Here is a 26626-nt window from a genome sequence, read left to right on the forward strand (position 1 = left end):
TAGGGTTATCATAACGCATGCCTTTTAATTCGCCAACGAGTAATTAATGAGTCGACAATTTTTGGATTTCGAGCAGCCCATCGAAGAATTGAACCAAAAGATTCAGGCACTGCGCATGGTCGGTGATACTGAAATCAATTTAAGCGAAGAAATCACGCGCCTTGAAAGCAAGTGTGAAGAGTTAATGGCGGGCATTTTCTCTAATCTGGAGCCCTGGCAAATCGCTCAGCTGGCCAGACATCCTCTCAGACCGCAAACTACGGATTATATTGAACATATTTTTACTGACTTTCAGGAGCTTCATGGAGACCGTCATTATTCCTGTGCCCCAGCGATTATAGGCGGTCTGGCTCGTTTAAATGGTGAGCCAGTTATGGTATTAGGCCACCAGAAAGGAAAGCGAACCAAGGAGAAGGTGTATCGTAATTTCGGAATGGCACGCCCTGAGGAATATCGTAAGGCCTTGCGGCTGATGAAAATGGCCGAAAAATTTAATCTGCCTATTTTCACATTTATTGATACTGCAGGTGCTTACCCGGGTATTGGAGCAGAGGAGCGCAACCAGTCAGAAGCGATTGCCAGAAATCTTTTGGAAATGGCGAAGCTGAAAACGCCTGTTATTTGTACAGTGACGGGTGAAGCGGGTTCTGGCGGCGCCCTGGCAATTGGTGTGGGCGATCGGGTGCTAATGCTGCAATTTGGCATTTACTCAGTAATTTCACCAGAAGGCTGTGCATCCATCCTGTGGAAAGATGCGGCTAAAGCCAGTGAAGCAGCAAGGGCGATGGGAATCACCGCTGAGCGCATTTATGAACTGGGTTTAATTGATCAGGTTATCAAGGAACCACTGGGGGGAGCTCATCGTAATCTCGAGGCGATGACAGGCCGACTTAAAAGTATTCTGGTTGAAGAGCTCGAACACTTGAAAAAAATGCCTATTAAAACTCTTCTGGAGGAGCGTTACAATAAATTCATGGCAATGGGAGCCTGTGATTAGCCTGGATTTCGATTTCATCAGCTCACTGCTTGAACCCTTTGACAAGCTATATGCAGGGTTCAGCGGCGGGCTGGATTCAACCGTATTACTCTATGCTTTAGCAAAAATTCCTCAACTTAAAGCAAAGTTAACTGCTGTTCATGTTCATCATGGATTAAGTCCCAATGCCGATACGTGGAAGCTGCATTGCGAACAATTCTGCAAGCGGCATGATATTCCATTGATTGTTAATCATGTGCATTTGAATAGCTCATCGAATATTGAGAAAACTGCTCGGGAAAAACGCTATGAACTGTTTTCCGCATTATCAGAGAGTAATACCTGCATTTTGCTCGGGCACCACCGCGATGATCAGGCAGAGACGCTTCTTTTGCAATTATTTCGTGGGGCAGGCCTTGAGGGGTTGTCTGCCATGCCAGCCTGGCGTTCTTTGGGCAAGGGATTACTGTTCAGGCCTTTACTGGATTATACGCGAGCGCAGATTGAGCGTTATGCGATAAATCACAAGCTAAGCTGGGTGGATGATGAAAGCAATCAGGAAACGCATTTTTCAAGAAATTATCTGCGCCATAATCTTTTGCCTTTAATCAGAGAACGATGGCCTGGGGTAGATGATAATTTAGTTCGCACGGCCAGGCATTGTCAGCAGGCTCAAGACTTGCTCGATCAATTAGCTTTGAGTGATTGCCCGAAGCTTAACAAGCCGTCTCAAGTGCTGGACTGTGCCGATCTTCTCTGTCTCAATAGCGAACGATTGAATAATATCATTCGCTATTGGCTTAGACAAAACCAGGTCCTTATGCCGGATGCTCTGACATTTAATCGAATTGGTTCTGAGCTATTATTTAGCCGAGACGATGCGACTCCGATAGTCAGCTGGGGAGGGGCTGCCCTGCGGCGCTACAGGAAGGCGCTCTATTTAATGATAAATAAACCGACGGGAAAATTATCAGGACTCCCCTGGGATAATTTTCCTGAACCGCTGGTTATTGATTCTTCCTCAATTGCTGCTGAGCCTTTTAATACCGGGGTTCGTGTATTGGAAGGCGATGTCATAGAAATCAGATTTCGCCAAGGCGGTGAACGAATGAAAATTCACGGCCAATCCAAAACGCTTAAAAAATTATTTCAGGAATGGGGAATCCCCCAATGGCAAAGGGATAGGATTCCTTTATTGTATATTAATCAGGAGCTAGCAATGGTTGTCGGATATGCTATCTCGGATTCTTTTTATCAGAAAGATTTACCATTTACGTTTAAAATTGAGAGCCGAGTTATTTAAATCCTCCAGCCTGGAGGCTGCAAACCTTAGGCTGGAATGACTAAGTGGTCAAAGCTTAGCACTCAGGAAGGCTTACAGCCAAACCGCCCATTGAGGTTTCCTTATAGATAGTTTGCATATCCATACCGGTTTGTTTCATGGTTTTGATAACCTTATCGAGTGAGATCTGATGCTGGCCATCACCAATTAAGGCCATGCGAGACGCATTAACTGCTTTTACAGCCCCCATTGCGTTCCGTTCAATACAAGGAATCTGGACCAGACCGAGAACGGGATCGCAGGTCATTCCCAAGTGGTGCTCCATCGCGATTTCAGCCGCATTTTCAATTTGTTCCAGGGTGCCGCCTAATACTGCGGTAATACCTGCGGCCGCCATAGAAGAAGCAACTCCCACTTCACCCTGACATCCTACTTCGGCCCCAGAGATGGATGCTCCTTTTTTATAAAGGATACCGACTGCTGCTGCGGTCAGAAAATAAGTATAAATATCTTCCTTGCTTAATTTTGTGTGTGCTTCCTGAAAATAACGCAATACCGCTGGTATAATTCCCGCTGCACCATTCGTGGGGGCGGTAACAATACGGCCGCCCGCCGCATTTTCTTCATTAACCGCCATCGCATAAAGATTAAGACGATTCATAATGTCCGACTGCTCAAACACACTGGGAACGCCCTGGTGTTTGATTAACTTCTGGTAAAGCTCTGGCGCCCGACGCTTTAACTGTAACCCTCCGGGGAGAACCCCGGGATGGCGGCAGCCATTTTCTATGCACTCATTCATAACCTTGGCAATTGCAAGGATACCTGCGTGAACCGCATGTTTGTCACGCCAGGTAAGCTCATTCACCATCATAAGTTCGGCAATCGACAAATGATTTTCCCGGCAAAGGGCTAACAACTCAAAGGCATTATCAAAGGGGTAGGGAACCGGGGTTACATCAGAGCTTGTATTATCAAACTCTTCTTCAGTGCTGATGAAGCCTCCACCGATTGAATAATAAACCTGACTGCAAAGCACAGCGCTTTCAGTTCCAAAGGCTGTAAAACGCATTCCATTACTGTGTCGGGGCAGTAATTCTTTCTGTAGAAAAAGGAAATCACTGGTATCATTAAAATTAATTTCCTTGACTCCCGCCAGATTAAGCCGTTGAGAGCTAATAATCTCACGCATGCGCGGAACCATTGTTTCCGGCACGACACCATCAGGAGTTTTCCCTTCCAGTCCATTTAAAATGGCTTTATCCGTGCCATGACCTTTGCCTGTCAGGGCCAGAGAGCCATAGAGTTCAATAAGAACACGCTCAGTGTCGCCGAACAGCTTCTTTTCATCGAGTAGCTTGAGAAATTCATTAGCAGCGGACATAGGGCCGACAGTATGGGAACTGGACGGACCAATTCCAATGGAAAATAAGTCAAAGAGGCTGATACTCATTCTATTTACCTAAGATGGTGCAATTATGGCAAGTTTAGAAGGAAATTGTGCAGCAAACAATAGGCAAGCTACTCTAAGGTAAATATTTTTCATTGACTGGAAATTTCATGAAAACTTAGGCAGAATGAATGGGCATTTTAACCAGGTGTTGTTGATGTTTGTTTTGAGACGTAAAACGAATGGTCAATAAGCTTTGAATTTGATTCTTGTCCAAGAATAAAAGGGGATTGTTTATGAAGATGAAACTGGTCGCTGCAGCTACCATGAGTTTGGCTATGTCCACCGCTATTGCTGCATCCGATGTGACTCTATCTACTGACATGGATAAATTATCCTACAGTATTGGTGCTGATTTGGGTAAAAATTTCAAAAAGCAAGGAATTGAAGTTAATCCCGCAGCAATGGCAAAAGGCTTACAGGATGGTATGGCAGGCAGCCAACTGATGCTGACAGACGATCAGATGAAAGAAGTGCTGAACAAATTTCAAAAAGATCTGATGTCCAAGCGAAATGCGGAATTCAGCAAAAAATCTGAAGAGAATAAATCCAAAGGTGAAGCTTTTTTAAGCCAGAATAAAACTAAAGAAGGCGTTGTCAGTTTACCCAGCGGACTTCAATACAAAGTGATTGAAACTGGAAGCGGTGCCAAACCGGCTAAAGATGATACCGTGACTGTTGAGTACACTGGTAAGACAATTGACGGTCAGGTATTTGACAGCACCGACAAGTCTGGCAAACCTGCTACCTTCAAAGTTTCTCAAGTGATTCCAGGGTGGACTGAAGCGTTACAGTTAATGCCTGCTGGTTCTACATGGGAAATCTACATTCCTTCAGCTCTGGCCTATGGCCCACGCAGTGTGGGTGGTCCTATTGGTCCAAATGAAACCCTGATTTTCAAAATTCATTTGATTTCCGTAAAAAAGGCCGCCGCTTAAGCATTCTAGGCAGAGTTGTCCAAGTACCGCGGCTTGTCCGCGGTATTAATTTTCTAAGAGTGTCACACCAGGATGAATAAACGCCTGTTCATTATTTTCCTGCTAGGGTTTTCTTCCGGTCTCCCTCTGGCATTAATCACCAGCACCTTGCAAGCCTGGTTTGCTGATACAGGAATGTCTGTGCTCGCCACTGGATTATTAAGTCTGGTTGGTTTGCCTTACGTCTACCGCATTATATGGGGGCCTCTGCTGGATCGCTATTCGCTGTGTTTCCTTGGCAAACGCCGAAGCTGGATCTTGTTAACACAAATATTGTTATTAGCCGCATTTAATTTAATGGCCTGGTGCCAACCCAATCAATCGCCGCAGTTGATGGCTTTGCTTGCATTCCTCATAGCCATTTTCTCAGCGACGCAGGATATAGCGATTGATGCGCACCGAACTGAATATTTGCGAGAAAGTGAGCATGCACTCGGCGCCTCACTGGCTGTTTTTGGATATCGTCTTGCTTTATTAATTGCCGGTGGATTGGCACTGGTTATGGCGAGTCACCTCGGTTGGAGCTTAACTTACCGAATTATGGGTTTGCTCATGCTGGTTGGCATAGCTGCCACATTATGGAGTCCAGAGCCATCGCAATCAATAAGTAGTCAACCAACCTTTGTTCAATCATTTCTCGAGCCATTGAAAGAACTATGGCATCGCCGGGGTATTATTCCCTTAATTCTATTTATCTTATTTTATAAGCTGGGTGAAGCTTTCACCACCACAACAAGCGGCATTGTCATGCCATTCCTTATTCAGGGCTTGGGATTTTCGCTGGATACCATTGGCTATATTAATAAAATGCTGGGAATCAGTTCGATTTTACTTGGTGGATTAGCTGCAGGCTTTATTCTGTTGCGCTTGCCTTTATATCAGGCTTTATTAGCCTTTGGTATTATACAGGCACTGACGAATTTATTATTTCTAGCCCTGGCTGTAGTCGGAAAAAATCTGACCTTGTTCGCAACGGCGGTTGTGCTGGACAATTTTGCCGCAGGCATGGGCTCTACGGCCCTGGTCGCATTGTTTATGCGTCTGGTGAATCGCCAATATACGGCTACTCAGTTTTCGCTTCTGGTTGCTCTATCGACATTACCGAGAACCTTTTCAGGGCCCATAGCCGCTTTATTGCAAATGCAGGCAGGATGGGTAGGACTCTATAAGTTTTCCTTTATTTTTGCCCTGGGTTTTATCCCGTTTTTACTGTTAATCAGAGAGCAGACCCGATTGGAAAATGGGAAAACAGTCAGCGATTTAAGTATTGCTCATTAATGCGGTTTTTAACTATTACAAGGATGAATAATGAATAAGTTTAGTTTGGCTCTTCTCTTTTGTTCATTTCCGCTCTCTCTAAGCTTCGGTGCGGAGCCGAATGATAATTGCAGCAAAATTCCAGGGCATTGGCAGGGCATTTATACTCTCAAAAATGCAGCAGATTGCTCTAGCTATAATGGCTGTACGCACTTAGTGATGGCAGATGTATCCACTATAAGTTCTGGTAAATTCCGTATTAAACTCAATCCTGCAATAGGCCAGGGCGGGGTGTTTGAAATAACTTGTGAAAATGGGGTGATTGCCTCCCCAGTTAATCCCGGAAATACGGTCTCTTTAAATTGTGATGAATCAAACCGTTGTTTTGTAGTGTATGATGACGATCGTTTGAGCTCGGAGATGGCGAAGCCATAGTCAGCAAGAGTGCCTCTTTCAATCTGTGGTTCCAGAAAGGGGCATCAATGGTTAAGAAACTGTCTTGAAGTCTTTTAAGAGGAAAATCTGATGTTTTGGTACCGAGGGTGGGACTCGAACCCACACGGTGTCACCACCACCGGATTTTGAATCCGGCGCGTCTACCAATTCCGCCACCCCGGCACGCGAGACTGATTATAACAAAGAAATCTTTGGAAACAATGCTTCTTGAAAAATATTTCAAAGAATAAACCACTGACCGCTTCATAACCGACTTTTTGTTTTGCGGTCTCAAATACCAGTCCCTGACATACTGCGGGCAAACCGCGTATGTAAGGGGAGATTAAGCAATTATTTAAGAGGCCGCAGCAGATTGCTGACGCTATCTGTCAGCTAATGGCGACTTGCCAGGGAAGACCTGCTGTTTTCTGCTTCAACGCCATGTGTGCTGAGTTGCTGCTGGATACTTGGAAAGCTTGCACCATTATTCTTATGCTTGTTCTTAAATACAGGGTAATAGTCCGGTCTTTTATCCAATAAGCAGCTCGCATGATTGCGACGAAGTTCCAGCATTTGACCATGCTCCATTCGACTGGTCTCAGGCCATTGTCGGGATAAAGCATTATGGAAGTTCTCTACTAAACAGGGACCGCAGCTGGTGTAATCTGCCACTGGTTGCTGAATCGCCTGTTCGGCATAGTCTAATTTTATTCCGGCAGTATTTAATCCCGCTTCAGTCAATTCTTTCAGGATTAATCTTTGTCTGTTTTCAGTTGGCTGCTTCCCGAGGCTGTCCAGATACAGGGCTGAATCCACTTTCCGACCCGTTAAGCTAAGAAGAAGTCCAACCCAGTGATTGCCCACTTGAATGGGAAGAACAAGAACAATTTTATGCGATGCGTTTAAAGCAGCATTTTCGGCCAGTATTAACCTAAGCTGATCCTTTATTCGATTTCCCTGCACATGATCATTAATCTGACTGACCCCAATGACGGTAGCAAAATTAAACGTCTCTAATCTGGCTCTCAAAATCGCGAGCATATCTTCGCTGTCATAAAGATAAGAGGTGTTCACGGTAAAAAGAGAGCGAGTTCCGGAGGTTGACCTTATAAAGGAAGTAACTTCATTGCCTGGGCGAATACAGACAGCCTGGACCTGGCTCGGTTGGTTGACAGTGGCTAGATTGATTTGCTGTTTCTCGATTCTTCTGATCGATGTATTAAGTCTTTCGACAAGGTGAGGATGACCTGAGTCGATATGAAATTTTCTTGCTCTTGTAAAAAATTCAAGTTTCAATGCTTTCACTGAGCTTGCTTCGCCAGGATTTTTTCGTCCACGTTCATTGAGCTGGTTGAAAACGTGCATGATCGAACCCTCGTCACGATAAATTTCAGCAGCCTCAAGATGAGGGATGAACTGTTTGAGCTGCTCCAGGGGTAGATGGCAGAAAACCTCATCAAAAAAACCTTTCTCAATGAGAAAATAGCGGTTGTGGTGTGTACAGGCTTTTAACAGATGGAAAAAGAAAACTGAATTACTGATTTGGATCAGTTTAATCAGGGCATCTTTACTAACTGTCCTGAAAAAGCTAAAAATCTCACGTTCAGTCTCAGTCAGTGGCTTATCCCTCTCTGAACGTTTAAGTAAAAATGCCAGACGAGGTTTTTCTGAAGTCGATTTTGTCGCTTCTTTCTGTTTTTTGGAAGCTCGTTTGATTGGAGCTTGTGCAGGATCACTGATACCGAGGATTGCTTTGAGTCTTTCTACATCTGCATTCGCAATAGCTGAGAAAATCCGATTGGATTGGCAGGCATTTTGCCAGGAAGCCGGTTTGTCGGTGCTTGTCCGGGTTGAGCGGGTTCCAGTTTTCGATTGCGCGAGGCTATTTCGAGAAGGATGAGAGGCTGTTCGTTTAACACCGCGGGGTTCAACTCCTATTGTTGCGGGCGCTGAAGCCTTTAGGGAAGCGGGTGTCGGCCTAACACTGTCGGAGGTCTGGAGGTTATTGATTAGCCCAGGTGTTGTGGTGTTGTTTTGAATAAAAGCAGGTCCTTTATACAATCCTGCCGACGGGAAGCGCATAGAGGGTATAGCGCTTGCTGCATGAACAGATGATATAGGCCGTTGTTCAAGCCCCACCGCTTGCCGAATACTCTGTAACCAGTAAGGTGAATCTTTTAAATGCTGCATAATCTCATCCAATTGAATTTTTAAATCCTCTGGAAAGACGGAATAGGCAATCCGAATTTTGCTGAACAATGCTGATAGATCATTGTCGAAGAGACGATGATTTCTGAGAAAGCTGATGGCTTGAAGAAGTTTTATTATTTTTTCGGGATTTGTACCCACCCTGCCAAGGTTGCTGTGCAATAATTTTTGAATTGGGGTTTTATTTTGTTCAATAAGCTCAGGGCTTTTGATTAAGCTTTTTGCAATCGCAAGGCATTGAATATCTGCCCCTGGAACCTGAGATGCTTTTTCAGCTGCTGAATTCAGGAACTTGTTAATTAAAGCATCCGACACCGGACGAGAGGTTTTGCCTGCCTGCTGCAGCAATTCAAGCGCAGAGAAATAGCGGAGTAGAATATCAGCAGGCAGTTTATCCAACTCTAGCTGGCTCAGAATCTTCTCAAACAGATCAAGCGAAAGCATGCCTTCAATGGCACCCACTTTAGCCAGTCTGGCAAATTGAAGATAAAGACGAGAAATCTGATTGGCAAGTATTCCGGTATTTGAAGATGCAATTATCCTTTCAAGAGTTTCATGAATAAAATCTGCTTTAATTGCGGTCATCCCCGCTACCGACTCCTCATTAAGGAGCTCAGCAAAGGACGTAAAAATATCCAGTAGAGCATCGTTAAATTGTAAGGAAATATTATTTACACAGCTGGTAATTGTGGAGTGAATAATTGTGGGATTTAATGGTCTTCTCTTATTGACAGATTTATAAAAGCAAAGAATGTTTCTATAGTCATTAGCCTCAAGGCGAAATGGTTTGAACCGGTTCAGAAAGGGTGTAATTTTTTCAATATTGATTTCTCTGTCCAGTGCGTCATGCTCAATCAGTATACTTAAACTGAAAAGCAGGGAAGCATGGTGTTGTTCCCACAGAGGACCTCGGGAAGGGCTTAATAAAATGGTTTCTAATAATTCAGTGGATAGTTTGCCTTTTATTCGACTGGTTTTGGCCAGATTCGACAATCCATGTAAACAAAGCGTTTTTGAAACGTTCCAGTTAAAAGTTAACAGATGGAGCAATTGATTCAACGAATGGGCAGATAAAACAGAGGCGGGTGAGCTTTCTTTTAGATAGATTCCCAAAAATTTAACGACATGGGCAAATTCGATTTCAAGCTCATTTATATTGGGAGAATATTGGTATGCAAGATCTATCCAGTCTCTCAAATCTTCAAACTGCATTTGTATTATTTCAACAAATTCTTCAAGAAGGCTTGTCATTGTCTGATTGAATGCGCCACTTTTATTTTTCTCTTTTCCTAAAGTATTAATTGAGATGACCAGACGGGAAATGTTTTGCAAAGCATCCTCTGGTCTTGAGGGAGGAGTTATATCTCGCCTCAGTACAGTGGTTTCTGATTGCGATGAGGACTGGCTGGAATCAAATTTGCGTTTCATTTAAGTCACCTAAAAAAACTGAGGTATACGACGGGAGTATGTAATGACACAGGCTCCAAAAAGACATTCACTTGACAAATTGGGCAATGACAATGCATTCTAGCAGTGGTGTAAAATGGGATCAATAAGATTTTCTGTTATACAAAATGATCATGGGGATTCAAGTTCTCATTGACAAAATTCGAAAAATAATCAGATAATTACATGCGAGCGAATTATTCAGGGAGAATAAAAATGAAATTAAAGCTATTTCTATGGCTTTTAGCGCTCACTCTCAACTCTTACGCAAGCGTTTGTCCTGATCCTGATAATAGCTCTCTTCAATGGGGAGAACCTCCCTATCCCTGGCTTAAGAATCCCTTTTCAGCGAATCCTCCTTACGGAGAACCCGGCACTCAGTTTGTTAAGGCCAACATTCTGGTAGCCGGTTTTGGCAGGGGGGTGAGCTGCACTTATCGTAATTCAGCTGGAGATTATTCAATCTGGAGACAAACCATCGTTAAACTGCCTCCGCGCGTTGATCCAAACTGGATAGATATCTATACCGGCTATGTTTGTACCAGTGCGCGAGAGGCCTGCGAATTTTATGTGGTCGCTGAATAAGCAGTTTAATTCGGCGGTATCACAGTAGATGTTGAATTTTTGGCAAGAACTTCTTCGGATTTATTTTCAGCGCTCCATTCATTATGAATGCTCCAAAAATCATCCTGGCTTTTAATAGACTTGAACTGAGTATAAAGGTTTTGAACCTGAGCACGTGGATAAGAACTTACGGCTTCAAATAGTTTGTCATCTAATATATTTAATTTAATGAGTAAATTCAAAATCTGAAGGCGATGTGGAGAAATTGAGGTAATTTCTCTCGCAAAAAGTGTTGGACTTGTTTTTTTAGCCGACTCAACAGAAGGCTTGCACTGCGCCTGAAGCTGGCGATGATAACATTCTAATTCGTAGGCTGAAAAAATGAATTTTTCAATATTAACGCTATCAGTGTCAGTTGCGGGCGATTTGATAAACTGTGTAATTATTTTTTGATAATCGGCAAGTGTTAATTTTTGGCTATCTTTGCAAATCTCTTTTAAGGATACGATAGCTGGATGAGTGGAATTCTGGCAGGATCTTTTGTTTAGAAGATTATTTAAATAGGCTGTCATAGTAATTGTAAAATAAATAAATTATTTGCATATTATGAGATAAGTTGGGTGAAAATTCAATAAATATGATAAAGCTCAGACCAAGGCAACCAATGGCATAGGGCCATTATACTCACTCCAGCCGCCAAGAATCTCCCGCGGGCGGGTTTTGGAGTATACCGGGTGAACCACAATTTCCTGGTTTGGAAATAGATCTTGAACCCAGGATGGGGTTTCCGCTCCCATCCAGGTTAAAAACAAGTGGCCTTTCGGATACTGGAACGGTGTCAGAGTATCAATAAAACGAAAATCAGTTCCGGTTTGCGTGTACAGATTTCCAAGTAACCAGAATGAATCGGAAAGAATATAATTGAAGGAGCTGTCTGATTGTTTCAGCACATGAACCAGCTCTGTGAAAGGGAAACGCAGGTTGCGCTGATTTCCAAAATGTGCCCGATAGACCAGTGCTGAAATAAAAAAGCCTTGCAGAAGAAGACAGCATACCATGTAGCGAGCAAAACGTTTCGGATTAAACTGATTTTCTTTAATTGGGCTAAAAAAAAGAACCGGTACTATAAAAAATATCGGGATAAGCCATCGCGTTTCAAAATTTTTGATCCCAAATGCCAGTACCAGGATAATCAGACACGCCAGCGCATAGATGAAATAAACATTAACAATGCGGCTTTCCAGCGTTTTAGGTCGGAAGGAAAACGATTGCGGAAAAAAGATCTGGCTAATTATGTAAACGGGCAGAATGAATAGTAAACTGCCTTTAAGAACTTCAATCGGCCCGTGTATGACCGATTTGTCTTGTGAGACCAGCTTATAGCTGGCATGCAGGCCAATACTGGCAAAATGATAAAGCCATATCAGATAGGGGCTTGCAATCAGTAACGCCAATGAAAAGGATAGAAATAAATAAGCGGGCTTTACTCGTGAACGAATTTCCTCAATGGATAAAATCGTAAGAAGCAGGGGTAAAAGAAAAAACAGGTAATTATATTTGGATAGCAGGCCACAGCCCATGATTAAGCCCAGGATGCAATAGTCGCCAAAGCTGGATAGACTTCGCGGTTTAAAAACTATATACCAGCTGATACAAGCCATTAGCAAAGCCAGTACTGAGTGCGTATTGTCCTTCAGCAAGTCCAGACTGATTGCGGGAATTAAAGCCCAGGAAACTGTAGCGCACCAGGCCAATAAAGAATTTTTACAATGTAACTGGCAGATGCGATGGTAATAAAACAAACAGCCAAAAAGCAGTACTGATTTCAAGGCGATTAAACTGAAAAGATTTGCGCCAAACAACCGAAACAGACTGTATTGCAGCCAATTATATAAGGGCGGTTGATTAAGATAGCCCCAGGAAAAATGCTGCGCCAGGACAATCTGCTCCGCTTCATCAAGTTCAAGCAAGCTGCCTCTTAAAAAAAGCCGTACAAAAATAATAATGAGGCAAAAGCCGAGTAGTGCTGCGGCCGAGGAGTGCCTGCTTTCTTTTGAGGCAGTTAGTTGATTTATATCCATAAAAATGCAGTAATGAGTGTTAGCAGTAGACCAGAATTTTACTGTGCCTTATGATAAATTTTTGTGTAACTCCCCTGGTTGTGGATAAGTTTGATTTTAATTCAGTCAAATCGTCCCAACGTCATCCTGAACGCAGTGAAGGATCTCCTCAGTCTGGCTCAGTTCTAAGCAGTTTGAGATCCTTCGCTACGCTCAGGATGGCGAACCTGGAGAGTTACAATTTTTGTATCCTAACACTATTTTGCTTAAAAGATAACGCTTGATTCAATGCACGAAGTACATACGGAGACAGGGATGACAATAGAAGAGTTAGAGAGAAAATTAAGTTCCATTGTGGATTATTATGAAACCAATCGTATTGAGCTGAATGACTACCAGCAAAGAAAAATCAAGCTGACGCTGATGACCTGTTTTTCGCAATTGCTGGGACAATTCGTGGGGCAGCCGGACAAGCTAGAACAGACTTATGCGGAACTCGATAAGTTGATAGAAGCTAACAGAAGTCAGGGACGTATAGCCTGGCTTGAACAGCAAATCATAGATACAACCTATGAAAAGGGATTGTGCCGTTATCTGCTCGCTCAAAGTCATCTTATCCTGCAAAAAAATCTTAATTATAAGCCTTCGCAATATGTGGAGGCATCCAGCCTTGATCAGCTCATCAGTAAGTTACATAAAGATAAGGAAACTTCTGATAATGTATTGCAGAGTGCTTTACTTAATAGCCTCATCTCAATGTTCGGTTCAATTCAGGATTATCATAGCAACGCCCGGGAATTGCCAGAAAACTGGTTTCAAACCACCATCGACAAGTTACCTCTGGTAACTACCGCACTTTGTGCAGGTTTATATATTGAGGAGTTTGCGCTATTATTCGCAACAGTTTATGTAATCTGGAAAGGCTCTGACTGGCTTCAGAAATCACAAATCGATATTGTTCAGGCAATTGGAAAACAGACCCATTATTTTATTGAGATATTTTCAAAGCTGGCTGTAACAGCAATGGCTCAGGGCACCAATCTGATTTATCTGATTTTTAAGGTGGGGCTGGTATTAAGCCTGGAGACTCAGAAAAGAATATTTAACAGCATCATGCCTTCTGCAGCGATAAGCGATTTAGATCTGTCAGCGGAGATTGGCTTATGGGGACATTACTTTAGTGAGTTTGAGATTAAACTGATTGCGATTCCTCTTGAAGAATATATTTATCAGCAATCAAAGCAAACCGCTGCCAGTCTTCGCTATGGTCATACAAAAAGTAAGGAAATGAAGGAAGTTTTAAAATTTTTCCAACAAGTTGACGCCTCAAATGATTCGCTGGAAATAAAGTTAAAAAATATCGAAGAACGGCTTAGAAAACTGTCTTACAACAAAGATATATGTGCCACAGGAACTGAAGCTGCCCGGGCGGTTACCAAGGCGCTGGCTGCGCTAAGAACTGTAAACAAGCCAAACCAGGAAGAACCGGGGCTGTTTGAAAGTAACGGCTGTGAGTCAAGCACTTTAACCTGTGTTTAAAGGAAGTGAGCGTAAATTATGAAAATAGCTGTATATGGAGCTGGTTATGTGGGCCTGGTTTCCTCTGCCTGTTTCGCCAGTCTGGGGCATGATGTTTTATGTGTGGATATAAATCATAATCGAATCAAGTCCTTACAATCCGGACAATGTCCTATTCATGAAAAAAATTTGCCTCAATTACTTTCTGAACAAAGCGGTGCCGGCAGGCTGCGATTTGATTCAGAGCTTGAAGAGGCAGTTTATTTCGCGAATGTTCATTTTATTGCCGTAGGCACACCGGGATTAGAGGATGGCCGGGCTGATTTATCTCAGGTCAAAGAGGTTGTCCGAAAAATAGCTCAACTGGCTGAAAGAGATAGTTTTATTATTTGTAAATCCACTGTTCCCGTAGGAACCGGGGAGCTTCTGGAAAATCTTGTTAAGGAAGAATTAGCACTATTGAACAAGGATATTTCGGTGCATCTGGCATCTAATCCTGAGTTTTTGCGGGAAGGCTCTGCTGTGTTTGACTTTTTAAATGCCGACCGCATTATCGCAGGCGGAGAACCGTCTTCAATTGCCTGCCTGCAGGCAATCTACCAGCCACTAATCAGCAAAGGCATACCATTTCTTTCAATGAGCCGCTCCTCTGCCGAGTTGACCAAGTATTCTGCCAATGCCATGCTGGCTGCCCGAATAAGCTTTATCAACCAGATTAGCCAAATCGCAGAGGCTAGCGGGGCTGACATCGAGGAGATACGCCGGGGCATGGCGCTCGATGAACGCATTGGTCCTCACTTTCTGAATGCCGGAATAGGCTATGGCGGTTCCTGTTTTCCAAAAGATGTCAGAGCTCTTGCCCAATGTGCTGTCGATCTGCAATTGAATCCCTCTTTGCTGCTTGCGATAGACGAAGTGAACAATCAACAGAAAAATTGGGTTTTTAAGAACTTGATGAGTCATTTTAACCAAAACTTAAGCGGTTTAAAGCTGGGGTTCTGGGGATTATCATTTAAACCGGATACAGATGATTTAAGAGAAGCCAGTAGTTTAATTGCTATTCAGTCAGTTCTTCGGGAGGATGCTTTAGTGGTGGCCTACGATCCTGTAGCTACAGATGCAGCCCAGTTGCTTTTTCAGGGCGAGCATAATATCGTATGGGCAAAATCTGCCGAAGAAGTACTTAGTGCAGGTTTAGATGCTTTAATAATTGCCACTGAATGGTCTGAATTCCAGTCTTATTCTCTTTCTGCGATGAAACGATCTATTGGACGAGCGGCAGTTTTTGATGGACGTAATTGCTTTGACTTGAAAGCTGTCAAAGATGCCAATCTGCAGATGTATTATTCTGTAGGACGTCCTGTTGTTATTGGATATAACGATTAGGTGATAAGCGATGCCAATAAAAAAGGCGGTGTTTCCTGTTGCAGGACTAGGCTCCCGTTTTTTACCTGCTACCAAGGCTACTCCAAAGGAAATGTTGCCGGTTGTAGACAAGCCGCTGATTCAATATGCGGTAGAAGAAGCCGCTCGAGCCGGCTTCAATCATATGATTTTCATTACCAGCTCTACCAAAAGAGCTATCGAGGATCATTTTGATAAACAATTCGAGCTCGAAAGCCGGCTTTTAGAGCAAAGAAAAGAAAGCTTTCTGGAGCTGGTACGCAATGTTTCCCCTGAAGGGATTCAGTTTACCTATGTCCGTCAAAATCAACCGATGGGCCTTGGGCATGCGATTCTCTGTGCAGAGCATGTGATTGGTGAGGATCCCTTTTCAATATTATTGGCAGATGATTTGATTGACGATCTGCGTGTTCCCTGTTTATCGTCGATGGTCGATTTTTTTATGAAAGAGAAAAAATCGATTCTGGCTGTTCAATCCGTTCCCTGGCATGATGTACATCAATACGGTGTAGTTAGTCTTGTAAATCCGCAGGAGCGTTTTTCCGAAGTGACCGGGATGATTGAAAAACCAGCAGCCAAAACAGCCCCTTCAAACCTGGCAGCAGTAGGGCGTTATATTTTTACACCGGCAATTTTTACTGCCTTACGGGAAACACCGCCAGACGAGCGCGGAGAAATTCAGCTTACTGATGGAATTAAGCGATTGCTTGACTGCGAAAAAGTACTGGCTTATCAATTTGACGGTAAACGCTATGATTGTGGATCCAAATTGGGATATATGCAGGCAAGTGTTGAGTTTGGATTGCGCCATCCGGAAATTGGAGAAAGCTTTCACCAGTTTCTGGAGGAAATTACTGCTGTCTAGTTAATTCGGCATTATTGTCCCAAGAGCTGAACAGGCTTACTGAAAACTAGCCTTGAATTATGTACTCGTTCTCTGGCAAGATGTAGGGCTTGATTCAGGATAAAAATAAAAGCAGTTTGAAAATACTCGTAAACTGATAATAAGTGAATCCAGTGAGGATCTATGAAAATTTTGGTTGCAGTGAAGCGTGTAATTGACCCCTATGTAAAAATCCGTGTTAAAGCCGATAATCAGGGGGTAGAAACACAAAATATCAAGATGTCCATGAACCCTTTTGACGAAATTGCTGTAGAAGAAGCGCTTCGTCTGAAAGAGAAAAACTTAGGCTCTGAAGTGGTCATTATCTCAATTGGCAGCGACGCCTCTCAGGAAACCTTAAGGCATGGTCTGGCTCTGGGAGCTGATCGGGCTATTCTGGTCAAAACCGATCAGACTTTTTGCAGCCTGAATATCGCAAAAATTTTGTCGTCGATAGTTCATCAGGAAAAACCAGGGCTGATATTAATGGGTAAGCAATCGATTGACGGGGATAATAACCAGACGCCGCAAATGCTTGCTGCCTTGTTAAACTGGCCTCAGGCTACATTTGCCTCTTCTTTGAATATTGAAAATAATTCCATTACTGTGACCCGGGAAATTGATGGTGGTCTGGAAACCTTAGAAATGCAATTGCCCGCTGTAGTCAGTACAGATTTACGTCTTAATGAACCTCGTTATGCCAGCCTTCCTAATATCATGAAATCCAAGAAAAAACCGCTTGATATCATTGATTTGAGCAGTCTGAATCTTGAACTTAAAGAGCATGTTAAAGTGGTGTCGGTTACTGCTCCCTCTGCGAGAAGCGCTGGTGTCAAACTCGACTCGGTCAGTAGTTTGATAGATAAATTAAAACATGAAGCCAAAGTGCTTTAATTCAGGGAGAGATTATGAGCGTTCTAGTCATTGCGGAACATGACAATAAACAATTGCACCCTGCGTCCCTGAATACTTTGGCAGCCGCACTTCAGCTTGATGATAAGCCGGTGTTTCTGGTGATTGGCCATAATTGTCAAGCTGTTGCCGAGCAGGCTGCTGCTGTGGCGGGTGTTCATTCGGTTCTCCTGGTGGATAACCCATGCTATGCCCATCAGCTGGCAGAAAATACAAGCCAGCTAGTGGCAAGCCTTGCTGAATCATTCACAGCCATTCTTGCTGCGTCTACAACCTTTGGAAAAAATATACTGCCACGGGTTGCCGCCTTGCTTGATGTGGCTCAGGTTTCGGATGTCAGCCGTATTATTTCTTCAGACGAGTTCCAGCACCCGGTTTACGCAGGAAACGCGATAGAAACGGTGAAAGTTCTCGATGCCATAAAAGTATTAACCATTCGTACCACAGCATTTGACAGCATTCAGGATAAACAATCGGCCTGCTGTATTGAACGAATCAGCACAGTGATTGCAGAAGAAAACTGCCATTTTGTGAGCCATCAGTTAAGCAAGTCAGAACGGCCTGAATTGGGGAGTGCAAAAATCATCGTATCGGGCGGGCGCGGTTTGCAGAATGCTGAAAAATTTAAATTGATTGAGGAGCTTGCCGATGTTCTGGGGGCTGCAGTGGGCGCGTCGAGAGCAGCTGTTGATGCCGGATTTGTTCCTAACGACTATCAGGTGGGGCAAACTGGCAAAGTAGTCGCCCCGGATTTATATTTTGCGATTGGCATTTCAGGAGCAGTTCAGCATTTGGCTGGAATGAAAGACTCTAAAGTGATTGTCGCAATCAATAAAGATGAGGATGCTCCTATTTTTCAAATAGCCACTTATGGATTGGTAGGTGATTTATTCGAGCTGGTACCTCAGCTTATCGAGCAGTTAAAACAATAATCGGGGGGTGAATATGTTTGTCGGTGTTCCAAAAGAAATCAAACCGCAGGAGAATCGCGTGGGATTGGTTCCTGCCAGCGTTCGAGAAATTACGCGAGTAGGAAGCACCGTTTTTGTAGAAAAAGGAGCTGGCCTCGGTATTGGAATTACTGATGATCAGTATCGTGCCGCTGGAGCTGAAATCCTGGCAACTGCTGATGAAGTATTTGAGCGGGCTGAGTTAATCGTTAAAGTAAAAGAGCCTCAACCAGTGGAGTGCCATCGGCTTCGAGAAGGACAAACCCTTTTTACCTATCTTCATCTGGCTCCGGATCCACAACAGACTCGCCTGCTGAAAGAATCAGGCGCGACTGCGATTGCCTATGAAACGGTGACTCAAAATGACGGTGGTTTGCCTTTGTTGACTCCTATGTCCCAGGTCGCAGGGCGCATGTCTATTCAGGCTGGCGCTCATTGTCTGGAGATGGCGCAGGGAGGAAGCGGGGTTCTTTTAGGCGGCGTTCCAGGTGTCGCTCCTGCAAATGTTCTGGTAATAGGCGGCGGAGTGGTAGGAACCAATGCAGTCCGAATGGCAATGGGAATGGAAGCCAGAGTAACGGTTCTCGATAAATCATTAACTCGTTTGCGTGAACTTGATTTTCAGTTTGGCGCCAAATTGAATACCATTTATGCCACTGCTGAAGCTTTGGAGCAGTATGTTACGAATGCTGATCTGGTTATCGGAGCGGTTCTGGTTCCAGGTGCTGCTGCACCCAAGTTAGTAACGCGCTCGATGTTAAAAGCGATGCGGCCCGGTTCTGTAGTGGTTGACGTGGCCATCGATCAGGGCGGATGTTTTGAAACCAGTCGACCTACTACGCATCATGAGCCAACTTATGTCATTGAAAATGTCGTGCATTATTGTGTGGCTAATATGCCTGGCGCAGTGCCGCGAACATCTACCTTCGCACTGAACAATGCGACGCTTCCCTTTGTAATCAGTCTGGTAACCAAAGGTGTCAAGCTGGCGCTGTTAAGTGATGGTCATTTATTAAATGGATTGAATGTTCATAGAGGAATGATAACGCATGAAGCAGTTGCCCGCGATCTGGGATATGAGTATGTTACAGCAACGGATGCCCTGGCAAGTTAAGTAATTTTTGACTGCCCTCAAGGCTGCATGATAATGCAGCCTTGATAAGCGCCTTTCTGGATGTCAGTTAATGGCCTCCATGTCCTCCGAAGCCTCCCATTCCACCCGTACCGCCACCGCCATAATCTTCATCCACTGGATGCGGGTATTTATCCGAAGTGCTGTTACAAGCACTTAAAAGAGAGATACTGCTGATAAGAGCTGATAGCATTACGACAAAACAAACCATCCTGCTGCGTTTCATGGTAAATTCTCCAATTTAACTGCTTGTTAGTATTTCATTCAAGATTTGTTCCAGTTTATTTTTTGGATCAGTTGGTTTTTCCATTGTACGCCAGGCGATGTGACCATCTGGCCGCACCAAAACAGCACCTGATTGAGTCAGTTCATAGACTTTAAGCCAGTTTCCCTGAGGATCTTGAAGATCTCCTTTCTCGCCAATAGGATAACTTTTTATTGGATATTTATTGCTAATGGCGCTTACAGCATGATGCCATTCTTGGTTTGAGTCGGCGCTAAGTAATACAAAATGATCATCGAATAAGTCAAGAGTAGAAATGGTAATCCCATTTTTTTCAAGAGGATAATGAGGTGCTCTGCTTCCAGGATAGGTAGAGGGCTGATAATCGGAGGTATTGGGTGATGGAGGGGGGCTGTTTTCCGCAATCATCGCACCGCTTTCATAGCGAAACCCGATATCCAGTCCTACCTGATTCAAGTGCTCATTTTGTTCTTCCAGGGCCGCTGACATGGTTTCATAGTCTTCATTATAGATGGCTTCAAAAATGCGGGTGAAGCGCATTGCGTTTTTTGTGCTCCAGGCAATATTATTCTGAGCAATTGGAGCACGCTCATCATAATATGTGTCAAGCAGGGAAGTAGTACCATAACCTTTAATAACAGCAGCAAGCTTCCAGGCGAGATTATGTGCATCCTGCACACCGGTATTCATTCCAAGTCCCCCCGTGGGCGGCAAACGGTGTGCGGCATCGCCGGCCAGGATGATTCTGCCTTTGCGGTAATTTTCAGCAATCAAGGCAGCCATAGTCCAGAACGCTTTATTAATCAGCTTTATCTGAATGGATTTATCATCCACGAGGTTTTCAATCAGTTCAATGCAGAATTGATCAGTAAAACTTTCCCTGGTCAATTCAGGAATGTGATCATAGCGCACACCAACCAGCCACCGTTTCGAGCCATCCTTGGAGAGCAGGGAGGTGCCCATAATATCCTTTCGGGTAAACATAAATCCAACACTGGGACGGTCACTTAAATATTTTGATAAATCCATTTCACAATAGATGTTACAAAACTCTCCCAGATTATCCTTACCCTGCATGTCGATGCCTAATATCGGTCTCGTGGTAGAATTGGCACCGTCGGCGGCAACCACATAGTCTGACTGTATGAGATATTGTTTTTGGGAAACAGTATCGAGCACCGTAGTTTTTACTCCCGACTCATCCTGCTCAAAACCAATCATTCTGGCATTAAAGTAGCACTGGATTTGCGGATAGCTTTGGGTTGCAGCAAGTAATACCTCTTCTACCCAATCCTGTGAAATAACAGCCACTTCTGTCGGGCTGTAGGAGGAGGGTCTTGGCTTTGCATTAACCCGGGTCAATTCTTTACCTTGCAGAGACTCAAGCCAGATAAAGCGATGAGCTTCGGCAGGAAGCTGATATTGACGCAATTGTGATTCCAACCCCCACAATCGAAAAATTTCCATTGTTCGGGTATTAACCCCTCTAGCCTTGGGATGGTTGGTGGTGCCTGGATGTTTTTCAATGACGACTGACGTAATACCTTGCCTGGCAAGGCCAATAGCAGTACTTAAGCCAACTGGACCTGCACCTATTATAAGTACCTGAGTTCTTTGTTCCATAGTTTTCCTGGGAAATTAAATCATAAAGGAAATACCTGCTCCGAAATAATTTTCAAAAGAGCCGGGGTAGCCGCTTATTCGCTGGCCAGCGTTAATATCGATAATAATGGATGGGGTTATCAGAAACAGTATTCCTGCATCGGCATTGAATCCACTATGTTCACCAGGACCTGTTTTGGTTTCACCATAGACTTCACCATAGGCGCTCAGGCGATCACTTAATGAATAACTGAGCACAAAATCCGGAATAAAATTGTTATATCGTTCACCGCCATTAAAGCGCGATTGTGTTAAGCTGCTGACGCCAAGCATTGTAGTAACACTCCACTTGGGATTAATAGTATAAGTCAGAATGGCGTTGGCGCCTCCGCCTGCCGACTTGCTTCCATAGGCCGCGCTGCCATCGGGGAAAAATAGTTCAGCTTCCACCGCAATGACCCATTTATTATTGTTAATCAACATATGTTTTAGCCCGGCCATGGTTTCGCTATTGCCATAGCGGGGCGAAAAGGATTGCTGATTATAGGTTGGCCAAAGTACATAGAGTTCATTGTTTCCCGGTAAACCGAAACGTGTCTCCATGTTAGGGTAAGTCTGTAGTGTGCCATCGCTATCTGTAAGACGCTGATATTGATAACCGGATTCAATAATGACTGACTTCCAGGGAACAGTGCAGGAACTGTCTGCATAATTAGGTCGGTCAATGAGATTCAGGAAAGCGGTTGGGCCAGAGCAAGAGCTAACCGGTTCATCGGCGAAGGCGGAATTGGAAGCAATTAGAAAAACGAGAATAGAGCGAGTGAGCCAGCTGTTAATAGGGGGAACACATCCATAAGCCATTTTGCGATCCTGCATGATAACCAGAGAGTTTTGCTTAGTTTGTCATTTTGCCTGTATAGGATTAAAGATGCAATGCAGTGTTGCTCAGTAATCGGTCTGAATTTAAAAAAACAGAAAGTTGAGCGCGCCTTACAGAGAAGCCGCGCTACTCAGGATTGGTTAGGCTGTGGCAACGGCAGTCATCGGTGGTAGAGATAAACTGGTTTTTAATTCGGTTAAATTATTTATAAAGTCGCTTTCATTTTCCCAGTGCAAACCCTGTTTACTCATGGTTTTCAATAGAAGAGTACGGAATGAATGCGGATAAGTATTACCATTTTTGTTATTATTTTCCAGAAAGTTCAATAGGAACGCTGCGGTGTCTTCTTCTTTTTGGGTAAATAATTTGTCAAAAAAATCAATTGCTCGCTTTTGCCCTTCGGGTCCGTGGCGGTGAAAAATAGAGATTTTTGACCAGAGGCGATTACAATAGTTTAAATACTCATCCAATGCTTCTTTTGCAAGTAATTTGAGATTATCGCTGCTGTGAGGATTAACTTTTACTTCAGCGTGTACATCTCTTGGGATACCCAATCTAAAATCAGGCTCATTGCGAATTACATAATGCGTGCTGATATGGCTCACTTTATCGAGCAGATTAACCTTGGAGGAAGGGTTTGTAGCGGCGAAAATGTTTTCGTAGGTATCATCATAAAATTCAAGATGAGTGTTTGAGTAATTAAGCCCATGAAAAACTTTCAAGTAAGACAGAATGTTCAGTATTTGAGTATTTTTTCCCTCAGGCATCACAGCGCCCAAGTGGGTATCGAAGTCTACAGGTTGAAGACTTGAAATCACAATTGGATGCGGTAACCCATCTGCCCAGTATACTGAAAGCTTCGTATGTTCAAAATCAAAGCCCTCAACCAAGGTTAATGACTTTCCCAGTGCATATTCAATGTAGCTTTTTACATACTCTGGATCATCATGATAAGTAGCGATTGCAGATAGTCTTTTATCAGTAAATTTGAAATAATCCAGTACGCCTGCCTTGATATTAGTAGCTGGTCTGAGTTGCGCCCGAACCCTTTTGTTGAAGGTATGATGCCTGGTAATGGTTTGGTCAAAATCGAAAACAGCGATTTCACTAATATCAGTTGAATTGAAATTCCATGCGGGCATAGGCTTACCTTAATTATCAAAATGCGAAAATTATACGGGATATAAATTAAGGAATGCTTAAGAAGAACAAAAGATTGCCAGTTAATTTGTTACCTGCTTGCTAAAAAAAGTCCTGGGTGGGATAGTAACTTTATCGAAAATCTCATCAAGGACAACGAGCTCATGAGCTATGCACGAACTCTTATCTTATTATTGCTTACTGCCTCGAACTCCCTTTTCGCGCTCTCTGCAATGGAAGCAAAAATAGATACCATAGTGCAGACTGCCATGCAGCAAAACCATATTCCAGGCCTTGCTCTCGCGATAGTGGAAAATGGTCAACCTTTATTGATCAAAGGATACGGTAATGCGCAGTTGAACCCTTCAAGGCCTGTCTCCACTAAGAGTTTGTTTGCGATAGGTTCCATTTCCAAGGTATACACTGCCTTTGCGATAATGAGATTAGTTCAGGAAGGCAAAGTAGGGCTTGATGATTCCATTTTAAAATACCTCCCGAAAGCCCCCGCCGCCTGGCGTGCAGTGACTATCCGCGAGCTTCTGTCGCATACCAGCGGTATTCCTCAGCATCAGGGACCGCATTTACCCTGGCAACAGATCTGGCAGCAGCTGGCCAAGCGGCCAATGCAGTTTGCACCGGGTACAAATACTCGCTATAACAATTTTGGTTTTATTGTTTTAGGAAGGGTGATAGAACGTGTCAGCGGACAAAGCCTTGCCAGCTATCTTCAAACTATAATATTTAATCCCCTGGATTTAAATCAAACCGGCTTTCCTGCAACACTAAATCCCCCTGGATTGGCTAATGGGTATCATTTTGTTAATGGGCAGTATATTCCTTCACCGAATCGCAAGCCCTGGCAGCAAATGTGGGGGTCGGGGGGAATAGTCTCAAATATTGAAGACATGGCAAAATGGGATATGGCAATGAGCGCCGGCAAAATTTTAAGCCCTCAAACCTATCTGCAAATGTGGCGGCCAGTTACTCTGAAGAATGGGCAGCCCAGCGGTCGAAATGGACTGTTCTGGTCTTTGGGATGGCAGGTCTCCTATCGAAATAATAAACTGGTTGCCCAAAAAGATGGGGCTATCCGCGGATATAGCAGCTTTATGATTCGCCATATTGATGACAAGATATCCATTATATTATTGACCAATACGAATAAAGTTCGCCTGCCCAAACTGGCAAAACAAATTTTTCAGGCCGTTAAGGGAAGTGAAACAGCCCAATAGACTCAAATTGGTTATTGAATGTTCACAACCGCTTGAACAAGTTCTTCCGCCAAGGTATAAAGAGCCTCGCGGTTATAACAAGGTGTACTCTATGAAAAAAATTATTCTTATGAGCTTATTTGTTTTCCTGTCTTTCGGACTGATTGTCAGCGAAGCCTCAGCCAAGCGATTTGGTGGTGGAAGAGGATTTGGTTCCTATCGAAGTAAAACGCTTTTCTCGAGAAATGTATCTGCCAAAAAACCACCAGTAACGAATAAGACCAGCCGCTTTCGCAGCGGTCTAAGTGGTTTTTTATTAGGAGGCTTACTGGCCAGTCTGTTTTTTCACAACGGTCTTGGAACAGCCCTATTCGGCTGGATGCTGATTGGCCTTATTGTGGCGGTTGTGCTGGGGTTATTTGCGAGACGCCGCCAACAGGATCTTGGAAACAGGCGTTAATGACAAATCCCCTGGGTTTCGAGTAAAAATCCAGGGAATTGAAGGTATTTTCTGATTAGGTTGTCCTGAGAATTAGAGAAAATTTTTCATTACATTGAATTGATAAGAATCCGGTTTAACACGCAGATTATAGCCCCCCCAACCATGACCGGTAGACCAGACCGTCCAACCTGCAAAGCCATAGTCTTTACCCTTGGCGCTATTTTCCTGCAGATATTGCATGAATTGTTGCAAGGGAGCACTACAACTGCCGGCGTTGGTTCCAGTGCCAAACTCTGTAACAATCGCCTTTAATTTATTCTCCTGTAAGTAATCAACAAACTCATCAAGATTAAAGGCATTTGGCCCTTTGGTTGTTAAATCCTGCAGGCAGTCGTTATGTGTACCGCTATAGTCACTATCCAGATATTGATGGACATTAATCAGTATCTTTGAAAGATCGGTAATGCCGGCTTCAGCAAAATTTTCACGGGTAAACAATGTGGCATTGGAGTAGGTTTGCCCATCGCTTCCAGTCCACTGATAAGTCGTCCACGAGTGCAGCCCGGTCCAGCTGTTGCCTTCAACCAGAATATAACCCTCGAACCCTTTATTACGCAGGTATTTGATTAAATCAGCCTGAATAGTAAATACTTTATCATCCGGAATGCCCACTGGCTCATTCACTAAATCCAGCATTATGTAATTTTTGTCAATCTGACTGTCTTGCTGAATCAGATCAACTAATTGTCCCCACACGGATTCATATGCTTTGGGATCAAGAACTAAGGTTCCATCCGGACAAGGACCATCGGCACCGCAACCAGAGTATTGCTCACCAAATTTTGAGTAACGCATATAGGCATGCAAGTCTATGATGGTATTTACTTTTGCATGGCTTAAGCTTTGCAGCAGAGGGCGAAGATAATTATCATAATAGGATTTGTTTATACTGCCTTTGCCGGCCCCATCCAATTGCACATAGCCCCAACTGATTGGTACTCTTACCGTATTTACTCCTGCTTTAATAAAGGTTTCAGTATCTTTCAAATCCGAATTTGTTGTGGTGGAATCTTTTTCTGAAAGATTAGGAACGACCACCGGATCAATAGTTTTTCCAAATTCAAGACCCGATAAATTAATCCCCGCAAACTGCCAGTAGCTATTTTCTTTTGGGTTGGGTAGATTCATATTCGAGTCGATAGGGGTGTAATCGATAGCTCCTGTAACCACTCCGCGGCTATCAATCTGGCGGTCTTTATAGGTAATATGAACTCCTTCAGGCGGAGTATAGGCACTGATGGCATTATTACCTGAGTTATTGATATTAAATCCTATATAGCCGAGATAAGTATTATCGCTTGAGCACCCCCCAAAACGGAGTGTAGCTCCCGCATAGTATTGATTGCCGGATGCCGCATTGGCATCCCCGGATTGTCCTGGAGCGAGGGGGAGGGTGACTGTTCCGCCTTCATTCTGAATACAAATATAGGGTTTGACTGATCCACCAGGCCCGACACCGGCGATGCTGTTAGTCATCGAAGCGGCATAACTAATGCCTGGTAGTAATAAAACAACAGGTATTATCTTAAGCATGATAACCTCGGAAGTGTGTTTCAGTTGATACTAATGTATAATAAATAAACATGCGTGGCT

At 43.6% G+C, this 26626-nt stretch carries 23 protein-coding genes and 1 tRNA gene; 14 read left to right on the forward strand and 10 right to left on the reverse strand.

Annotated features, from left to right (window positions below; translation table 11 throughout):
• Nucleotides 1-46 precede the first annotated feature (46 nt).
• Nucleotides 47-997: an acetyl-CoA carboxylase carboxyltransferase subunit alpha gene (locus tag LXA66_RS07185; protein ID WP_233012585.1), complete on the forward strand. Its 951-nt coding sequence runs from the start codon at nucleotides 47-49 to the stop codon at nucleotides 995-997.
• Entirely contained in the window at nucleotides 990-2279 is a 1290-nt protein-coding gene (tilS, locus tag LXA66_RS07190; protein ID WP_233012586.1) for a tRNA lysidine(34) synthetase TilS, read from the forward strand. The genes LXA66_RS07185 and tilS overlap by 8 nt, the downstream gene beginning before the upstream one ends.
• A gap of 55 nt (nucleotides 2280-2334) precedes the next feature.
• Here the strand turns inward: tilS and LXA66_RS07195 are convergent, their stop codons facing one another.
• Entirely contained in the window at nucleotides 2335-3711 is a 1377-nt protein-coding gene (locus LXA66_RS07195) for an L-serine ammonia-lyase (RefSeq protein WP_233012587.1), read from the reverse strand.
• Between the two features lie 233 nt (nucleotides 3712-3944).
• Here LXA66_RS07195 and LXA66_RS07200 point away from each other — a divergent pair, with 233 nt between their 5' ends.
• From LXA66_RS07200 to LXA66_RS07210, 3 genes are all read left to right on the forward strand, one after another.
• Nucleotides 3945-4646: an FKBP-type peptidyl-prolyl cis-trans isomerase gene (locus LXA66_RS07200; RefSeq protein WP_233012588.1), complete on the forward strand. Its 702-nt coding sequence runs from the start codon at nucleotides 3945-3947 to the stop codon at nucleotides 4644-4646.
• Between the two features lie 72 nt (nucleotides 4647-4718).
• A complete protein-coding gene (locus LXA66_RS07205; RefSeq protein WP_233012589.1) occupies nucleotides 4719-5963 on the forward strand; it encodes an MFS transporter in 1245 nt (414 codons plus the stop codon).
• A gap of 30 nt (nucleotides 5964-5993) precedes the next feature.
• Entirely contained in the window at nucleotides 5994-6377 is a 384-nt protein-coding gene (locus tag LXA66_RS07210) for a hypothetical protein (protein WP_233012590.1), read from the forward strand.
• A 96-nt stretch (nucleotides 6378-6473) separates the two neighbouring features.
• Here LXA66_RS07210 and LXA66_RS07215 read toward each other — a convergent pair.
• A tRNA-Leu gene (locus LXA66_RS07215) sits at nucleotides 6474-6560 on the reverse strand.
• Nucleotides 6561-6770: 210 nt separating this feature from the next.
• The gene (locus tag LXA66_RS07220) at nucleotides 6771-10013 is read right to left on the reverse strand and encodes a hypothetical protein (protein ID WP_233012591.1); all 3243 of its coding nucleotides are present in this window, start codon (nucleotides 10011-10013) and stop codon (nucleotides 6771-6773) included.
• 234 nt (nucleotides 10014-10247) lie between these two features.
• On the opposite strand from LXA66_RS07220, the gene LXA66_RS07225 reads away from it, so the two are divergent.
• Nucleotides 10248-10616 (forward strand): DUF3757 domain-containing protein, encoded by a 369-nt coding sequence (locus LXA66_RS07225; protein ID WP_058506746.1) that lies wholly within the window; start codon nucleotides 10248-10250, stop codon nucleotides 10614-10616.
• 5 nt (nucleotides 10617-10621) lie between these two features.
• Here the strand turns inward: LXA66_RS07225 and LXA66_RS07230 are convergent, their stop codons facing one another.
• Nucleotides 10622-11167 carry a hypothetical protein gene (locus tag LXA66_RS07230; RefSeq protein ID WP_233012592.1) on the reverse strand — a complete coding sequence of 182 codons (546 nt, stop codon included), beginning with the start codon at nucleotides 11165-11167 and terminating at the stop codon, nucleotides 10622-10624.
• A 75-nt stretch (nucleotides 11168-11242) separates the two neighbouring features.
• Nucleotides 11243-12676 carry a glycosyltransferase family 39 protein gene (locus LXA66_RS07235; RefSeq protein WP_233012593.1) on the reverse strand — a complete coding sequence of 478 codons (1434 nt, stop codon included), beginning with the start codon at nucleotides 12674-12676 and terminating at the stop codon, nucleotides 11243-11245.
• Between the two features lie 294 nt (nucleotides 12677-12970).
• On the opposite strand from LXA66_RS07235, the gene LXA66_RS07240 reads away from it, so the two are divergent.
• From LXA66_RS07240 to ald, 6 genes are all read left to right on the forward strand, one after another.
• Nucleotides 12971-14194, forward strand: a complete 1224-nt coding sequence (locus tag LXA66_RS07240) for a hypothetical protein (RefSeq protein WP_233012594.1) — start codon at nucleotides 12971-12973, stop codon at nucleotides 14192-14194.
• 18 nt (nucleotides 14195-14212) lie between these two features.
• Nucleotides 14213-15559: a UDP-glucose/GDP-mannose dehydrogenase family protein gene (locus tag LXA66_RS07245; RefSeq protein ID WP_233012595.1), complete on the forward strand. Its 1347-nt coding sequence runs from the start codon at nucleotides 14213-14215 to the stop codon at nucleotides 15557-15559.
• Between the two features lie 10 nt (nucleotides 15560-15569).
• Nucleotides 15570-16442 (forward strand): UTP--glucose-1-phosphate uridylyltransferase GalU, encoded by an 873-nt coding sequence (gene galU, locus LXA66_RS07250; RefSeq protein ID WP_233012596.1) that lies wholly within the window; start codon nucleotides 15570-15572, stop codon nucleotides 16440-16442.
• Nucleotides 16443-16604: 162 nt separating this feature from the next.
• The gene (locus LXA66_RS07255; protein WP_233012597.1) at nucleotides 16605-17354 is read left to right on the forward strand and encodes an electron transfer flavoprotein subunit beta/FixA family protein; all 750 of its coding nucleotides are present in this window, start codon (nucleotides 16605-16607) and stop codon (nucleotides 17352-17354) included.
• Nucleotides 17355-17368: 14 nt separating this feature from the next.
• Nucleotides 17369-18304 (forward strand): electron transfer flavoprotein subunit alpha/FixB family protein, encoded by a 936-nt coding sequence (locus LXA66_RS07260; RefSeq protein WP_112218008.1) that lies wholly within the window; start codon nucleotides 17369-17371, stop codon nucleotides 18302-18304.
• Nucleotides 18305-18317: 13 nt separating this feature from the next.
• Entirely contained in the window at nucleotides 18318-19436 is a 1119-nt protein-coding gene (gene ald, locus LXA66_RS07265) for an alanine dehydrogenase (RefSeq protein ID WP_112218007.1), read from the forward strand.
• Between the two features lie 67 nt (nucleotides 19437-19503).
• Here ald and LXA66_RS07270 read toward each other — a convergent pair whose 3' ends face one another.
• The 4 genes from LXA66_RS07270 to LXA66_RS07285 form a co-directional block, all read right to left on the reverse strand.
• A complete protein-coding gene (locus LXA66_RS07270; protein WP_233012598.1) occupies nucleotides 19504-19680 on the reverse strand; it encodes a hypothetical protein in 177 nt (58 codons plus the stop codon).
• Nucleotides 19681-19695: 15 nt separating this feature from the next.
• Nucleotides 19696-21321: an FAD-dependent oxidoreductase gene (locus tag LXA66_RS07275; RefSeq protein ID WP_233012599.1), complete on the reverse strand. Its 1626-nt coding sequence runs from the start codon at nucleotides 21319-21321 to the stop codon at nucleotides 19696-19698.
• A 15-nt stretch (nucleotides 21322-21336) separates the two neighbouring features.
• Complete coding sequence (locus LXA66_RS07280; protein ID WP_233012600.1) at nucleotides 21337-22161, reverse strand: transporter; 825 nt, start codon at nucleotides 22159-22161, stop codon at nucleotides 21337-21339.
• A gap of 159 nt (nucleotides 22162-22320) precedes the next feature.
• On the reverse strand, nucleotides 22321-23322 hold the full coding sequence (locus LXA66_RS07285; protein WP_233012601.1) for a hypothetical protein: 1002 nt from the start codon (nucleotides 23320-23322) through the stop codon (nucleotides 22321-22323).
• Between the two features lie 162 nt (nucleotides 23323-23484).
• On the opposite strand from LXA66_RS07285, the gene LXA66_RS07290 reads away from it, so the two are divergent.
• Both LXA66_RS07290 and LXA66_RS07295 read left to right on the forward strand, forming a co-directional pair.
• On the forward strand, nucleotides 23485-24552 hold the full coding sequence (locus tag LXA66_RS07290; RefSeq protein ID WP_233012602.1) for a serine hydrolase: 1068 nt from the start codon (nucleotides 23485-23487) through the stop codon (nucleotides 24550-24552).
• A gap of 91 nt (nucleotides 24553-24643) precedes the next feature.
• Nucleotides 24644-24991, forward strand: a complete 348-nt coding sequence (locus LXA66_RS07295; protein WP_233012603.1) for a hypothetical protein — start codon at nucleotides 24644-24646, stop codon at nucleotides 24989-24991.
• A 72-nt stretch (nucleotides 24992-25063) separates the two neighbouring features.
• On the opposite strand, the gene LXA66_RS07300 is transcribed toward LXA66_RS07295, so the two are convergent.
• On the reverse strand, nucleotides 25064-26566 hold the full coding sequence (locus LXA66_RS07300; RefSeq protein ID WP_233012604.1) for a glycoside hydrolase family 5 protein: 1503 nt from the start codon (nucleotides 26564-26566) through the stop codon (nucleotides 25064-25066).
• Between the last annotated feature and the right edge of the window lie 60 nt (nucleotides 26567-26626).

This window comes from Legionella sp. 16cNR16C (assembly GCF_021297775.1).
Classification (GTDB): Bacteria; Pseudomonadota; Gammaproteobacteria; order Legionellales; family Legionellaceae; genus Legionella_C; species Legionella_C quinlivanii_A.